The 13,957-nt window shown below is 66.3% G+C and carries 15 protein-coding genes; 9 read left to right on the top strand and 6 right to left on the bottom strand.

Annotation, left to right across the window (positions count from 1 at the left end; translation table 11 throughout):
* Positions 1 to 23 precede the first annotated feature (23 nt).
* From PGN27_RS17935 to PGN27_RS17925, 3 genes are read right to left on the bottom strand one after another with little or no spacing between them, the layout of a single operon-like run.
* Positions 24 to 740 carry an ABC transporter ATP-binding protein gene (locus tag PGN27_RS17935; protein ID WP_335327337.1) on the bottom strand — a complete coding sequence of 239 codons (717 nt, stop codon included), beginning with the start codon at positions 738 to 740 and terminating at the stop codon, positions 24 to 26.
* A complete protein-coding gene (locus PGN27_RS17930) occupies positions 737 to 1,549 on the bottom strand; it encodes an ABC transporter permease (protein WP_335327336.1) in 813 nt (270 codons plus the stop codon). The genes PGN27_RS17935 and PGN27_RS17930 overlap by 4 nt, the downstream gene beginning before the upstream one ends.
* Before the next feature lie 34 nt (positions 1,550 to 1,583).
* Complete coding sequence (locus tag PGN27_RS17925; RefSeq protein ID WP_335327335.1) at positions 1,584 to 2,147, bottom strand: TetR/AcrR family transcriptional regulator; 564 nt, start codon at positions 2,145 to 2,147, stop codon at positions 1,584 to 1,586.
* Between the two features lie 85 nt (positions 2,148 to 2,232).
* Between PGN27_RS17925 and PGN27_RS17920 the strand changes: the two genes are divergently transcribed.
* The 3 genes from PGN27_RS17920 to PGN27_RS17910 all read left to right on the top strand — a co-directional run bounded on the left by PGN27_RS17920 (position 2,233) and on the right by PGN27_RS17910 (position 5,441).
* Positions 2,233 to 3,129: an SDR family NAD(P)-dependent oxidoreductase gene (locus tag PGN27_RS17920; protein WP_335327334.1), complete on the top strand. Its 897-nt coding sequence runs from the start codon at positions 2,233 to 2,235 to the stop codon at positions 3,127 to 3,129.
* Positions 3,130 to 3,138: 9 nt separating this feature from the next.
* Entirely contained in the window at positions 3,139 to 3,633 is a 495-nt protein-coding gene (locus tag PGN27_RS17915) for a cupin domain-containing protein (protein WP_335327333.1), read from the top strand.
* 89 nt (positions 3,634 to 3,722) lie between these two features.
* Positions 3,723 to 5,441 (top strand): DEAD/DEAH box helicase, encoded by a 1,719-nt coding sequence (locus PGN27_RS17910; protein ID WP_335327332.1) that lies wholly within the window; start codon positions 3,723 to 3,725, stop codon positions 5,439 to 5,441.
* On the opposite strand, the gene PGN27_RS17905 is transcribed toward PGN27_RS17910, so the two are convergent.
* Complete coding sequence (locus PGN27_RS17905; RefSeq protein ID WP_335327331.1) at positions 5,438 to 6,253, bottom strand: HAD-IIA family hydrolase; 816 nt, start codon at positions 6,251 to 6,253, stop codon at positions 5,438 to 5,440. The two genes, PGN27_RS17910 and PGN27_RS17905, sit on opposite strands and share 4 nt — an antisense overlap.
* A 189-nt stretch (positions 6,254 to 6,442) precedes the next feature.
* Between PGN27_RS17905 and PGN27_RS17900 the strand changes: the two genes are divergently transcribed.
* The 3 genes from PGN27_RS17900 to PGN27_RS17890 all read left to right on the top strand — a co-directional run bounded on the left by PGN27_RS17900 (position 6,443) and on the right by PGN27_RS17890 (position 9,089).
* Positions 6,443 to 7,726, top strand: coding sequence for a cytochrome P450 (locus PGN27_RS17900; protein ID WP_335327330.1), 1,284 nt, complete (start codon positions 6,443 to 6,445; stop codon positions 7,724 to 7,726).
* 127 nt (positions 7,727 to 7,853) lie between these two features.
* Positions 7,854 to 8,402 carry a TetR/AcrR family transcriptional regulator gene (locus PGN27_RS17895; protein WP_335327329.1) on the top strand — a complete coding sequence of 183 codons (549 nt, stop codon included), beginning with the start codon at positions 7,854 to 7,856 and terminating at the stop codon, positions 8,400 to 8,402.
* A gap of 30 nt (positions 8,403 to 8,432) precedes the next feature.
* Positions 8,433 to 9,089, top strand: a complete 657-nt coding sequence (locus PGN27_RS17890) for a TetR/AcrR family transcriptional regulator (protein ID WP_335327328.1) — start codon at positions 8,433 to 8,435, stop codon at positions 9,087 to 9,089.
* Here the strand turns inward: PGN27_RS17890 and PGN27_RS17885 are convergent.
* Positions 9,050 to 9,538, bottom strand: coding sequence for a nuclear transport factor 2 family protein (locus tag PGN27_RS17885; RefSeq protein WP_335327327.1), 489 nt, complete (start codon positions 9,536 to 9,538; stop codon positions 9,050 to 9,052). The genes PGN27_RS17890 and PGN27_RS17885 overlap by 40 nt on opposite strands.
* Positions 9,535 to 10,335, bottom strand: coding sequence for an enoyl-CoA hydratase/isomerase family protein (locus PGN27_RS17880; RefSeq protein WP_335327326.1), 801 nt, complete (start codon positions 10,333 to 10,335; stop codon positions 9,535 to 9,537). Before PGN27_RS17880 ends, PGN27_RS17885 begins: the two co-directional genes overlap by 4 nt.
* Positions 10,336 to 10,401: 66 nt before the next feature.
* Between PGN27_RS17880 and PGN27_RS17875 the strand changes: the two genes are divergently transcribed.
* Genes PGN27_RS17875 through PGN27_RS17865 form a run of 3 tightly spaced genes read left to right on the top strand, consistent with a single transcriptional unit; the run spans position 10,402 to position 13,942 of the window.
* Positions 10,402 to 11,985 (top strand): class I adenylate-forming enzyme family protein, encoded by a 1,584-nt coding sequence (locus PGN27_RS17875; RefSeq protein WP_335327325.1) that lies wholly within the window; start codon positions 10,402 to 10,404, stop codon positions 11,983 to 11,985.
* Positions 11,986 to 11,995: 10 nt separating this feature from the next.
* Positions 11,996 to 13,162 carry an acyl-CoA dehydrogenase family protein gene (locus PGN27_RS17870; protein WP_335327324.1) on the top strand — a complete coding sequence of 389 codons (1,167 nt, stop codon included), beginning with the start codon at positions 11,996 to 11,998 and terminating at the stop codon, positions 13,160 to 13,162.
* A 21-nt stretch (positions 13,163 to 13,183) separates the two neighbouring features.
* Positions 13,184 to 13,942, top strand: a complete 759-nt coding sequence (locus PGN27_RS17865) for an enoyl-CoA hydratase/isomerase family protein (protein WP_335327323.1) — start codon at positions 13,184 to 13,186, stop codon at positions 13,940 to 13,942.
* Positions 13,943 to 13,957 lie beyond the last annotated feature (15 nt).

Here is a 13,957-nt window from a genome sequence, read left to right as displayed (position 1 = left end):
ATGCGATCTTCACCAGATGTTCCTCAGTGTTGTCGTTGCAGGACGTCGACGCCCAGCAGTTCCAGCAGCCGAGCCGTGTACACGGCGGCGTCCGGAGAGGCATGGCTGCGCGGCCGGGGCAGGTCGATGTCGACGGCGTGGGCGATGCGGCCCTCGTCGAGGATCAGGACGCGGTCGGCCAGCGTCACGGCCTCGGCCACATCGTGAGTCACCAGCAGAACCCCGAATCCATGCTCGACAAACAGCTTCAGCAACAGGTCGTGCATCGCCAACCGGGTCAGGGCATCCAGCGCACCGAACGGTTCGTCGAGCAACAACAGGGTGGGCTCGGCGACCAGAGCCCTGGCCAGCGCGGCCCGCTGAGCCTCGCCGCCGGACAGCGTCAACGGCCAGGCATCGACGCGATGAGGCAGGCCGACCTCGCCGAGCACGCGACGCGCGTTCTCCTCGGCCGCGCGCTTGCGGCGACGCTGCGGATCGCCGAGTACCACGTTGCGGGTCACCGACAGCCACGGCACCAGTCGCGGTTCCTGGAACACCACCGTCGGGGTGCCGTGGACGTCGACGTGCCCGTCGTGGTCATCGGACAGCCCGGCCAGCACCCGAAGCAGGGTGGATTTACCGGAACCGCTTCGCCCCACCAGCGCGACGATCTCGCCGCGGCCCACGCTCAGGTCGATACCGTCGAGCACCGCGCGTCCGTCGAAGCGCTTGGTCAGCCCGCGTACTACGGCGCTCATCGGGCCACCGCCCCGGGCCGCCAGCGCAGCGCCCACCGCTCCAGCCAGCGCACGATCGAGTCGGTCACCAACCCCAGCAGTCCGTAGACGAGCAGACCGAAGATCACGATGTCGGTACGCAGGAATTCACGGGCGTTGTTGATGATGTAGCCCAGTCCGGCGCTGGCGTTGATCTGTTCGGCCACGATCAGCGACAGCCAGGCGATGCCGAGGCTCTGCCGCATGCCGACCAGGATCTGCGGCAGGGCACCAGGGATGACCAGATGGCGCAGCCGCTCGCCGCGGCTCAGCCCGAGCACCTCACCCAATTCGACGAGCTTGGGATCGAGCTGGCGGATGGCGGCGAAGGTGTTCAGGTATAGCGGGAACGCGACACCCAGCGCGATCAGATAGACCTTCGGTTCCTCGCCGATGCCGAACCAGATGATGAACAGCGGGATCAGGCCGAACAGCGGGATGGTGCGCAGCATCTGCAGCGGCGGGTCGACGGCGTACTCACCGATCTTCGACAGACCTGCCAGGATCCCGAACCCGATCCCGGCCGTCGCGCCGAGGACGAAACCGAGCAGCGCCCGTTGCCCGGACACCAACAGCGCATCGGCCAGCGCACCGGACTCGATCACCGAGACCCCCGCCTCCAACACCGCCGACGGCGCGGGCAGGATTTTGGCCGAGAGCAACCCGCTCTGGCTGGCCAGTTGCCACAGCACAAGCAGTGTGATCGGCGCCAGCGAGCGCAGGACCCCGGGGCGTCGCCACCACGGCAACGAATGCCGGGCATGCGGAATCGCCGCGATCTGGGTCACCATAACCGGCCATGTTGCCGCGGTCGGCCCGCGGTGCCTACCGTTCCGATCGGCGTGACTGCAAATGCGGACGGAGTCCGTCGAACACGATGTCGGTGACGTGTCCGGCCGCCTCGGGGTTGTAGGCCTGGGCCGCCTGGCAGCCGACCATCAACGCCTTGACCTCGGGCACAGTGACGTCGGGCCGGACCGTTCCGGCCCGCTGGCCGGCGTCGACGAGATCGGCCAGCATCGCCAGGAAGTCACCTTCGGCCTCGGGCATCGCCGCGTTCGCGTCGATGCCCATCCCGGCCAGCGCGTCGACGAGGCCGCGGTCGGCAGCGCCCCACTGCAGCACCATCGACTTCAGAAAGGTGTACAGCCCGCCCGCAGGATCGGCCTGCGCCAACTCCCGACCTCGGTCGACCAGCGTCCGGATCCGGTCGGCGACGACCGCACGGAACAGGTCCTCCTTGGCGGGGAAATGTCGGTAGACGGTGCCCGCCCCCACACCCGCGCGACGGGCGATCTCATCGATGGGAACCCCGAGACCGTCGGCGGCGAAGGTTTCGTAGGCGACCTGCAGAATCCGGGCGCGGTTACGAGCGGCATCGGCTCGCATGAATTCGTCACCACCTCCCGGGAACCAATTAAGCGGGGCGCTCGTTCCGTATATGACCGAAACCCGCCCGAACCAGGAGTTTCCCATGACCCACTGGACCACCCACCATATTCCCGACCAGAGCGGCCGCACGGCGGTCATCACTGGCGCCAACACCGGACTCGGGTTCGAGACCGCCAAGGCGCTCGCCGAACACGGCGCGCACGTAGTCCTCGCGGTCCGAGATACCGACAAGGGCAAGCGCGCCGCCGCCCAGCTCACCGGGAACGTCAGCGTCCAGGAACTCGATCTCGGCTCGCTGGAATCGGTGCGGGCCGCGGCTGCCGAGCTGCGCGGCGCGCATGAGCGCATCGATCTGCTGATCAACAACGCGGGCGTGATGACCCCGCCGAAGAGCACGACTGCAGACGGTTTCGAACTGCAATTCGGCACCAACCATCTGGGCCACTTCGCGTTGACCGGCCTGCTGCTGGACACGCTGCTCGACACGCCGGGCTCCCGCGTCGTCACCGTCAGCAGCAACGGTCACAAGATGGGTGGCGCCATCCACTTCGACGATCTGCAGTGGGAACGCTCCTACAGCCGCCTCGGCGCCTACGCCCAATCCAAGCTCGCCAATCTGATGTTCACCTATGAACTGCAGCGCCGGCTCGCACCGCGCGGCATGACCATCGCCGTCGCTGCCCACCCGGGCACGTCGAGCACCGAGCTGGCCCGCAACCTGCCTGCGCTGGCCAGGCCGGTCACCGAACTGGTCACCAAGGTCGCAGCGCAAACCGCCGCTGACGGAGCCCTACCGACATTGCGCGCCGCGACCGACCCCGGCGTACTGGGCGGTCAGTACTACGGGCCTGCGAACCTGGCGCAATGGCGCGGCGCACCGGTCGTCGTCGCCTCCAGCGATCAGTCCTACGACGTAGCCCTGCAGCAGCGCCTGTGGACGGTCTCCGAAGAGCTCACCGGGGTCCTCTTCGCGGTCTAGCGTGGGGGTGTGTCCCTGGTCGTACCGCCCTATCCCCCGCCCCGCTACACCGCGGACGAGCCGGAGGTCAGCGCCTGGGTGCGCCGCGCCGACGCTCCGGCCGACCACGATTCGCTCGGCCTGGTCCGCTATCACTACCTGGCGAACCAACAACAGACCGGCGGCGACTACGGGCTCTACCGCATCGAGCTCAGCGCGCGGGCCGGCGGGCCCGGACCGCACTTCCACCGCGCCATGAGCGAGGCATTCTATGTGCTCTCCGGTGACGTCGAGATCTACGACGGTGCCGACTGGTCGACGGCCGGCCCCAACGATTTCCTGTACGTCCCGCCGGGCGGGGTGCACGGCTTCCGCAACACCGCCGACGCGCCTGCGGCGATGTTGATGCTGTTTGCTCCCGGCGCGCCACGGGAGCACTACTTCGAGAACCTGACCCGCCTCGGCGAGTTGACCGACGACGAGCGCACCCAGTGGTTCATCGACAACGACAACTTCTTCGTCTGACACGCCGGCGGAAGCGGGACTCGCGCAGCGGATATGCGAACCCGGAACCCCTTGCCCTAGACTGCCCTTCGACCAGATAGGAGTCTCGGGTGTCGGCTAGTGCAGCGCCCAGCACCCAGGATTTGCGGAGCTGGCAGCGTCGGGCGTTGGTGAAGTACCTGGCGGCCAAGCCGCGGGACTTCCTGGCTGTCGCCACCCCTGGAGCCGGTAAGACCACGTTCGCTCTGCGCATCGCTTCGGAGTTGCTGGCCGACGGCACCGTGACCCAGGTCGTGGTCGTCGTCCCCACCGAGCACCTCAAGACGCAGTGGGCGCAGTCCGCGTCCCGGTTCGGCTTGGCGCTCGATCCCAAGTTCAGCAACTCCGCCTCGCACACCTCCAGCGACTATCACGGCATCGTGGTCACCTACGCCCAGGTGGCCAGCCACCCCACCCGGCACCGGGTGCGCACCGAGAACTACAAGACGCTGGTCATCTTCGACGAGATCCACCACGGCGGCGATGCCAAGTCGTGGGGGGATGCCATCCGCGAGGCCTACGACGACGCCACCCGTCGGCTCGCCCTCACCGGAACCCCGTTCCGCTCCGACGACAGTCCCATCCCCTTCGTCACCTACGAGACCGACGCCGCGGGTTTCCAGCGTTCCAAGGCCGACCATGTCTACGGCTACGCCGACGCGCTGGCCGACAACGTGGTCCGACCGGTGGTGTTCATGGCCTACTCCGGGGAGGCCCGCTGGCGGGACAGCGCCGGTGAGGAGCACGCCGCGCGGCTCGGGGAACCGTTGACCGCCGAGCAGACCGCCCGCGCCTGGCGTACCGCGCTCAATCCGGAGGGCCAGTGGATGCCCGCGGTGATCGCGGCCGCCCACAAGCGGCTGATGCAGAAACGCGAGCACGTGCCTGACGCCGGCGGCATGATCATCGCCTCGGATCAGACCACTGCGCGGGCCTACGCCAAGCTGCTGACCACCATCACCGGGCAGGAGCCGACGGTGGTGCTCTCCGACGACCCGACCGCATCGAGCCGCATCTCACAGTTCTCCGAGGCGGCCACACCGTGGATGGTCGCGGTGCGGATGGTGTCCGAGGGTGTCGACGTGCCTCGGCTTGCCGTCGGCGTGTACGCCACCAGCGCCTCGACACCCCTGTTCTTCGCCCAGGCGATCGGTCGCTTCGTGCGCAGCAGACGTCCCGGTGAAACGGCAAGCATCTTCCTGCCCTCGGTGCCCAACCTGCTGCAGCTGGCCAGCGAGATGGAAGCCCAACGCAACCACGTGCTGGGCAAGCCGCACCGTGAATCCGACGGTCTCGATGACGAGCTGATCGCCGACGCCAACAAGACCAAGGACGAGAAGTCCGATCAGGACCGCGGTTTCGAGTCACTGGGCGCCGACGCCGAGCTCGACCAGGTGATCTTCGACGGTTCCACCTTCGGCACCGCCGCGGCCGCGGGTAGCGAGGAGGAGGCCGATTATCTCGGCATCCCCGGTCTGCTGGACGCCACGCAGATGCGCGATCTGCTCAGCAAGCGCCAAGACGAGCAACTCCAGAAGCGCACCGCGGCAGCCGCCGCCGCGGGCGGTCCGCCACCACCGCGCACCACCCACGGTCAATTGCAGGAACTACGTCGCGAACTCAACGCGCTGGTGTCCATCGCCCATCACCGCACAGGCAAGAGCCACGGGCAGATCCACAACGAGTTGCGTCAGCTCTGCGGCGGCCCGGTGCTGGCCGCGGCCACCGGCGAGCAGATCAAGGCGCGCATCGATGCGGTGCGCAGCCTGCGTTCGTCCTCGCAGCGCTAAAGACCCAGCAGCTCAGGAAGATCGGCCACCGAGTCGATGACATGATTGGGTTGCATCGCGAATTCGTCTGCAGCCCAACGATCCAGCGTCTGCTGCCGGAACTTTCCGGTGCGCACCAGCACGCCGGTCATCCCGACCACCTGCCCGGCCAGCACATCGTTGTTCAGATCGTCGCCGACCATGTACATCTCGTCGGGCTCGACACCCAGGCGCGCGGCGGAGGCCAAAAAGCCCTCCGGCGCCGGCTTTCCGACGGCCGTGGCCTTGCGACCCGAACCCTCCTCCATACCTGCCAGGTACATGCCGGTGTCGATCCACAGACCCTCGGTCGTCGTCCACGACATGCTGCGATGCATGGCCACGACCGGAACACCTTGGGCCATCCAGTCGTAGACCCACGACAGGGTTACATGGTCGTATTCCGGACCCGCGCCACCGAGCAGCACCACGTCGGGGGTGTCAGGCATCGGTCCACCGTGGGTGTCCACCGAGGCCTGCAGATCGATACCCGGCATATCGTCGGCGATATCACCGCTGTTGACCAGGAAGCAGCGAGCACCGGGATAGCGGTCCCTGACGAAATCGGCGGTCAGCACCGCCGCGGTGATCACCTCGTCGGGGGTGACATCCATCCCGGCCTCGGTCAGCAGGTCGGCGATCTGGACGCGGGTTCGGGTAGTGGTGTTGGTCAGATACGCGCGGGCGATCTGATGGGTCGCCAACGCGCGCAGCGTTTCGCGGGCGCCATCGATCGGCTGCCATGAGGTGACGAGCACACCATCGATGTCGAAGAGCACTCCGCCGGTTGCCATGCAGCGAGACTAAGGCGCGCGGTCCGCGTCGGCCACCGGGATCCCCCACCATATCGTAATGCTGTTTACGCGCAACTCGCCAACCGAGCGGATATTCCCCTTCGAGCACGCATTATTCATAATTTAATTTATGTTAATGTGAGCCACGTCATGCACAGGACGTACCGACCAGCTATCGAGGAGCCGGCGATGACCCTGACATCCACCGAGCGCGAGCACGACGCCATCGATCTGTCCCAGCCCTGGGTGTGGGACGGCCCCAGCGCCGAACGCGATGCCCTGTTCGCCCAGCTGCGCCGGGACCGACCGGTCAGCTGGCAGCGCCCCATCCGCAGCCCGATGATGGATCTGCTGGGCCAGGCTTCCCCGCCGGGCTACTGGGCGATCACCCGCCACGAGGACATCGTCACCGTCAGTCGCACCGCCGAGGTGTTCTCCTCGGCCACCGGCGGGGTCACCTTCGAGGACATGCCCACCGAAGTCCTGGAGGCGGCATCGTCGATCCTATCCATGGACGAACCGCGGCACGCCAAGGTGCGGCGCATCGTCAGCTCCGTGTTCACCCCGCGGCGGATCAATCTGATCGCCGACCAGATCTTCCATCAGGCCCGCCAGATCGTCGATGACATCGCTACCCACGGCGAGGTGGAATTCGTCGAGACGGTGTCGGCGCGCCTGCCGATGTGGACCGTCTCGGAGATGATCGGCATCCCCGAGGAGCAACGCCAGGAGGTCACCGATGCGGCCGCCCCGCTGACCGCATGGGATGACGAAAGCACGGCTGCGACCGATCCGCTCACCACCATGTTCACCGGCATCACCACGCTGCACGCCCGTTGCCAGGAGCTCATCGACGCCCGCCGGTCACAGCCGCGCGACGACCTCGTCTCCGCGCTGGTCCAGGCCGAGGTGGACGGTGTCCAACTCACCGATGAGGAGATCCGGTCCTTCTTCGTCCTGCTCTGCGTCGCAGGCAACGACACCACCAAGCAGACCACCACGCACACCATCCGGGCCCTGACCGAATTCCGGGATCAGCGCGCGTATCTGCTGGCCGACTTCGACGGGCGCATCGACCTCGCGGTCGAAGAACTCATCCGCTGGGCAAGTCCGGTCATGACATTCCGGCGCACCGCGCTACGGTCCTTCGAACTCAACGGTGTCACCATCGAGGCCGGGGACAAGGTGGTGTTGTTCTACAACTCCGGCAACCGGGACGAACGGGCCTTCGCCGATCCCGAGCGTTTCGACCTGAGCCGCAAACCCAATCCGCACATCGGTTTCGGCGGTCGCGGACCGCACTACTGCCTGGGCAGTCATGTGGCCAAACTGCAACTCAAGGCCATCTTCAGCGAGTTGTTCCGCCGCCTTCCCGATATCGAGGCCGTCGGCGAACCCGATTACCTGACAAGCAATTTCATCAATGGCATCAAGCGCCAACAGGTGCGTTTCACCCCGGAATCGGCACGGTGAGCCGCCGACGAAGCACCGTCGCCATCGGAGGCAGACCGGCCGTGGCGGCACAGCCGAGACCGCTACCATGATCACCGGCTGAGGCCATGGGCGCCGATCGCAGCTGCGGCAGACGGGAAACAGATCGATGGCCAGCGTCAATCGGGACGACTACTTTCGCGGCGCGCTGGATCTGATGGCGGCCGACGGCTTCGGGGCACTACGGGTCACGACGCTGTGCCGGTCGCTGGGCATGACCACCGGCTCGTTCTACAACTGGTTTCGCGACTGGAACGACTTCGTCGACCAGTTCCTGTCCTATTGGGAGATCGAGCTGACCGAACGGCTGCTCGGCAAGGTCACCGCCACCGAGGATCCGGCGGCGCGCCTGGACCAGCTGCGGGGCCTGGCGCTATCGGTGCCCCATCAGGCCGAGGTGGCGCTGCGGGCCTGGAGCAACACCGAACCACGTGCTGCCCGGGTGCGCGACGAGGTCGATTCGATGCGCAGGCAGATGATCTTCGACACCGTGAATGCCATGGTCGCCGATCCGGATACGGCATCGCGGCTCGCCGCGATGGGATTGTCGATCGTGGTCGGCCACCAACACCTCGACGTACACACCATGGATTGGTCGCTGGGACAGTTCATTGCGTTGGTCCGGCTACACGGCGATCTGTACCGGGACCTGTCCTGACCACCCGACGATCCTGGATACAGTGATCTGATGCCAGCAGCCGAGGCCAGCACCGGCGGGCCGTCCAAGCGCGAACTGCAGCGCGCCGCGTCGGTGCGCCGCATCGTCACCGCCGCCGAGGATCTGCTCTCCGAGTCCGACCGCTTCTCCGAGATATCCGTCGAACAGGTCATCGCCAGAGCACAGGTATCGCGGTCGACCTTCTACAGCTACTTCGACGATCTGGGTCATCTGTTGCGCGTCGTCGGCCAGGGCGTCGTCGGTGAGGTGGTGCAATCCGCCCGCCGGTGGATGGACCTCGACGGCGCGGTGACCGAGGCAGCCCTCGTGGAGATTTTCACCGACCTGGTCAAGACATACCGGCGGCGCGCCAAACTCCTTGCCGCGCTGGCCGAAGCATCGGTCTACGATCCCGGCGTCCGCGAGGAATTCCACGGGCTGCTCACCGTCGGGCATGTGGAGCTGGCCAAACACATCCGCCGCGCCCAGGACGCGGGCGGTGCCCGTGCGGACATCGACCCTGAGAGCACCGCCGCCTGGCTGGTCTGGATGGTCGAACGCGGTCTCTACCAACAGATCAGGCCCGCCGGGCCCACCCAGACCCGTCGCCATGTGGCGGCCCTGGCCGCCATCATCTGGCATTCCCTCTACGCACCGGACCCGGACGCCAGCAGCGAGAGCAGGTAACTCCCGCCGATCGCCCTTCCGCGGGGTGGCAGGGCGCCGTACTGCCGCATCATCTCGGTGATCTCGTATTGGGCGAGGTAACTCGAGAGCAGTCCGTCACGGAATTCCAGAAAGATGTCGCAGCCATGGGTACGGAACTTTCCGTCGCCGAATCGTGCGGGCGCCGAGCCACTCTGCTCAAACAGGAACAGTGCACGGCCGTCGTCGGGAGCGGTGAAGAACTGCACCTCCCGGAACTGCACATCCGGCATGATCTTCCAGATTGTGTCGACATAGGTGGTGACGGCATCGGTGCCGTGCAGGACGTCGTGCCAGAACACGGTGTCATCCCAGACGATCTCCGGGTGCAGCAGCGCCATCACCTGCGCTGTGTCATGGGAATTCCAGGCGCGGTCCCACCGAGTCCCGAAGTCGCGCAAGAATTCCGGGGTCTGCGCGGGCGCGCTCATCGGGCGCTCCGATCGAACCGCTCGGTGGCGCGGCTGCGACCGGATTTCAGCCTTATGAGCCCCTCGTCGATACGGCGTTCGAACAGACCGCGTTGCAGCAGGTCCTGGGTGACGCGCAGCTCGTAGGCGGTGGCACCGATGTGATCCATGTTCTGCGCGCGCAGTGCAACCTCTTTGAGCACGGTGGTCAGCTCGGCGCCGGATTCGGCGATCTGTTTGGCCAGCGTCAGAGCGGCCTCCCGAAGGGCCCCGACGGGCACCACCTCGTCGACAAGGCCCACCCGCAGCGCCTCTTGCGCGTCGATGGGATCGCCGGTGAAGAACATCCGGCGGGCTCGCTGGGTGTTCACCTTGCGCAGCATGCCGTGGTAGAAGCCGTTCATCGCGTATTTCACCTGGGTGGAACCGAAAGCGGCATTCTCCGAGGCGATGGTGATGTCACACATGTTGGCCACATCCATGCCATAGCCGGGTGCGACACCGGCCACGGCCGCCACCGTCGGTTTGCGGAAGTCGTAGAGGTCGGTCATGAAACGCAGGGCCAGATCGGTGAACCTGTTCCGCTCCTCACCCTGGGTGCCCTGCAGCACGTCCAGTGCCCAGCCCGCGCAAAAGTAGTCCTCGTTTCCGATCAACAGCACCGCGGCGACCCGGTCGTCATAGGCCCATGCGGCCAGCACGTCGATCAGTTCCTCATGCAGTTCCCAGCCGAGTGCATTCCGTTTCTCGGGGTGATTCAGCTGGACGATGCCGACCCCATCTTCGATGCTGGTCAACAGGTATCGGTAAGCAGTCATGCAAATATCGTACATACTGTTCGAGTTTTTGTCGGATAAAAGTCGAACAGCATGTATGGTCAAATCATGAGCGAGCGGACATTCAGTCGGGTGGGCGACCTGATCCCCACCCGGGCTGCCCGGCTCCCGGATCGAGAGCTGTTCCGCTTCGACGAACGCCGGGTCAGCTACGCCGAATTCGATTCCTGGGTCGCGGCGGTGTCCGCCGATATGCACCGCCACGGCGTGACCCGCGGCGACCGGATCCTGGTGCAGCTGCCCAACTGTCTGGAGGCGCTCGTCCTTCAGGTCGCCGCGTTCCGGATCGGCGCCATCGACGTTCCCGTCATCCCGATCTACCGCACACACGAGACCCGACAGATCATCGCCGACACCCGGCCGGCGGTGATCGCCGCCGCGTCCGGCCTCGGCTCGCGCAGACCACAACACGAGATCGAAGGCATATTGGGCGATCTGGGCCACCAGCCCACCATTCGCTACTCGGTGGGCCCACCGAGTAGCGCGTGGCGACCGTTACCCGACGCCGATCTGCACGGTGCTGCCGGGCCGGGCCTGCCCGACCCGGCCGACCCGGACGACGCTGCTCTCATCCTCTACACCTCGGGGACCACATCTGCGCCCAAGGGTGCCGTGCTCAATTCCCGCTCGCTGCTGGCCCAGATACGCAACATGGTCTCCAGCGCAAGCCTCGACGAGACCACCGTGCTTGCCGTCGGTACCCCGCTATCACACCTGAGCGGATTCGTCGCGGGTCTGCTCCTGCCCGCCTATCTCGGTGCGCGGGCGGTCATCCTGCCCAGTTGGCGACCTGAGGAGGCCGTCGAGGTCATCGACGCCGAACGCGTCACCACGATGATGGGCGCCACCGTCTTCCTGCAAGATCTGGTGTCGCAGTATGCCGGCGGCGCCGCACCAGAGCACCGACTAGGGCATTACATGTGCGCGGGCAGCGCCATCCCGCCCGGCCTCATCGATGACGCCGAGCGCGTCGGCATCTTCGCCACCCGCCACTACGGGATGACCGAGACCGCCGGAATATGCACCGGCAGTGACCGTTCGGATCCTGCGCGGCGACGCCGCGAATGGGACGGGCGGGTTCTGCCCGGCATGCAGATCCAGGCCGTCGACGACGACCGCCGGCCGCTCGCCGACGGCTGCCCCGGCGAGCTCCGGATCCGGGGGCCGCAATTGTTTTCCGGATACACCGACCCCGGCCTCAACGCCGCCCAGTTCGACGCGGACGGCTGGTTCTATCCCGGCGACATCGGCGTTCTCGACGACGGTTGGCTGCGCATGACCGGGCGCAGCAAGGACATCGTCAATCGCGGCGGGGAGAAGTTCTCCACCCAGGATATCGAGCAGGCGCTGCTCACCCACCCCGACATAGTGGCCGCCGCGGTCACTGCCGTGCCCGATTCACGCCTCGGTGAGGCGGTCGGGGCGTGGATCGTGCTCGCCGACGGCGTCCCGTGGCCGGGCCCGTCAAGCTATCTGCGCCACCTCGACTCCGCGCACCTGGCCAAGGCCAAGCTCCCTGTCGAATGGCATGTCGTACAGCAGATTCCGACCACTGCATCGGGAAAGGTGCAGAAGTACGCCCTGCACCAGATCCCCGATCTCGCCACCGCCACCCACGCCCGACTCTCCTGAGGAATCCTTCGTGAAGACCGTTTCCGATACCGCCCCGCGCACCGTGTTCTCCGCCGACCACGAACAGTTCCGGGCCACCGTGCGCGGTTTCATCGACACCGCCGTCGCGCCGAACTTCGAACGCTGGGAGGACGAGAAGAAGGTCGACCGGTCGCTGTTCACCACCGCTGGCGCACAGGGCCTGCTGATGTTCGCCACTCCCGAGAGGTTCGGGGGTGCGGGGGTGCCGGATTTCCGCTTCAACGCGATCCTGGACGAGGAGTTCGGCCGGTCCGGATACGCCTCGGTCGGTCTGGGCCTCGCTCTGCAAAACGACGTTCTGGGGCCATATTTCACCGAGCTGACCGACGAGGCCCAGAAGCAGCGCTGGCTGCCCGGGCTGACCGACGGATCCCTGATCGGCGCCATCGCCATGACCGAACCGGGCGCGGGCAGCGACCTGTCCGGCATCCGCACCCGTGCGGTACGCGATGGCGATCACTACGTCATCAACGGCGCCAAGACTTTCATCTCCAACGGCCAGAACTGTGATCTCGTGATCGTCGCCGCACGCACCAGCGATGACAGACACAAGGGACTGTCGCTGTTCGTCGTCGAAGACGGCACACCCGGATTCACCAAGGGGCGCAATCTGGCCAAGCTGGGCCTGCACGGTCAGGACACCAGCGAGCTCAGTTTCAGCGATGTGCGGGTTCCCGTGGCCAATCTGCTCGGCGACGAGGGATCCGGGTTCTACCAATTGATGCACAACCTGCCGCAGGAACGCCTGTCTCTGGCGATCACCGCCGTCGCGTCGGCGGAGGGCGTGCTGGCGCGCACCCTCGAATATGTCAGCGAGCGAACGGCATTCGGACGAGCCATCGGCACCTTCCAGAACAGCAGGTTCCTGCTGGCCGAACTGGCCACCGAGATCGACATCGCCCGCGTCTACGTCGACCATTGCGTCAGCCTGCACGCCGAGAACCGACTCAGCGCCGCACGGGCCGCCAAGGCCAAATGGTGGACCACCGAGTTGCAGGTTTGCGTCGCCGACCGTTGCCTGCAACTGCACGGCGGTTACGGGTACATGCGCGAGTACCCGGTCAGCAGGGCCTTTGCCGACGCACGCATCCAGACCATCTACGGCGGCACCACCGAAATCATGAAAGAGATCATCGGCCGCGATCTCGGCCTCTGAACCCCTGAAAGGACAACCTTGATGAGCGACTACACCCAGATCAAGACCGATATCACCGACGGTGTCGGCACCATCACCTTCGACCGCGTCGACCGGCGCAACGCGCTGAGCCTCGAACTGATGGCCGACATGAGCGACTGCCTCGACGACTGGCGCACCAACGACGATGTGGCCTGCGTGGTCATCACCGGCGGTGACCAGTTCTTCTGCGCGGGACTGGATCTGCAGCTGCAGTCCGGCTTCACCGGGGAAACGCGGGTCAAGTACTCCGACGCCTGTATGCGCGCCTACGGCACCCTGCTCGACTACGCCAAGCCCACGATCGCCGCCGTCGCGGGTCCCGCCCTGGGCGGCGGCTGCGATATCGCCGTCTTCGCCGATATCCGGATCGGCTCCGATGACGTGATCATGGGCTACCCACAGATCAAGATGGGGCTGACCCCGTACTTCTCGCCGCTGTGGAAGATCGTCGGGCTCAGCCAGGCAAAACTGCTGACGTTCTCCGGCGACCGCATCGACGCCGCGGAGGCACTGCGCATCGGACTGCTGGACCGCCTGGTGCCCGCCGGACAGGCCGTGGCGGCGGCGACCGAGCTGGCCCGGTCCATCGCCGGAACCACCACCGCGTCGGCGATGAACAACAAGGAAATGGCGCTGCGCGCCCCCGCCATGGACCCCATCGCCGCGCTGACCTACGAGACCTTGGCCTACCGCGAGGTCATCTGGCACCCCGAGGTCGTCGACCGTATCGGCCAGGCCTACCGCAACCTCCGCAAGTAAGTCGCCGCACTCGAG

The organism is Mycolicibacterium neoaurum (assembly GCF_036946495.1).
In the GTDB taxonomy this organism is placed as follows: domain Bacteria; phylum Actinomycetota; class Actinomycetes; order Mycobacteriales; family Mycobacteriaceae; genus Mycobacterium; species Mycobacterium neoaurum_B.
This window is presented reverse-complemented; position numbering and strand designations above follow the sequence as displayed.

Excerpts from the sequence above, each read along its gene's own strand:
- PGN27_RS17875 (WP_335327325.1), top strand. The coding sequence starts at position 10,402 with ATGAGCGAGCGGACATTCAGTCGGGTGGGCGACCTGATCCCCACCCGG.
- PGN27_RS17905 (WP_335327331.1), bottom strand. The coding sequence starts at position 6,253 with ATGGCAACCGGCGGAGTGCTCTTCGACATCGATGGTGTGCTCGTCACC.
- PGN27_RS17925 (WP_335327335.1), bottom strand. The coding sequence starts at position 2,147 with ATGCGAGCCGATGCCGCTCGTAACCGCGCCCGGATTCTGCAGGTCGCC.
- PGN27_RS17935 (WP_335327337.1), bottom strand. The coding sequence starts at position 740 with ATGAGCGCCGTAGTACGCGGGCTGACCAAGCGCTTCGACGGACGCGCG.
- PGN27_RS17900 (WP_335327330.1), top strand. The coding sequence starts at position 6,443 with ATGACCCTGACATCCACCGAGCGCGAGCACGACGCCATCGATCTGTCC.
- PGN27_RS17920 (WP_335327334.1), top strand. The coding sequence starts at position 2,233 with ATGACCCACTGGACCACCCACCATATTCCCGACCAGAGCGGCCGCACG.
- PGN27_RS17895 (WP_335327329.1), top strand. The coding sequence starts at position 7,854 with ATGGCCAGCGTCAATCGGGACGACTACTTTCGCGGCGCGCTGGATCTG.
- PGN27_RS17890 (WP_335327328.1), top strand. The coding sequence starts at position 8,433 with ATGCCAGCAGCCGAGGCCAGCACCGGCGGGCCGTCCAAGCGCGAACTG.
- PGN27_RS17930 (WP_335327336.1), bottom strand. The coding sequence starts at position 1,549 with ATGGTGACCCAGATCGCGGCGATTCCGCATGCCCGGCATTCGTTGCCG.
- PGN27_RS17880 (WP_335327326.1), bottom strand. The coding sequence starts at position 10,335 with ATGACTGCTTACCGATACCTGTTGACCAGCATCGAAGATGGGGTCGGC.
- PGN27_RS17865 (WP_335327323.1), top strand. The coding sequence starts at position 13,184 with ATGAGCGACTACACCCAGATCAAGACCGATATCACCGACGGTGTCGGC.
- PGN27_RS17885 (WP_335327327.1), bottom strand. The coding sequence starts at position 9,538 with ATGAGCGCGCCCGCGCAGACCCCGGAATTCTTGCGCGACTTCGGGACT.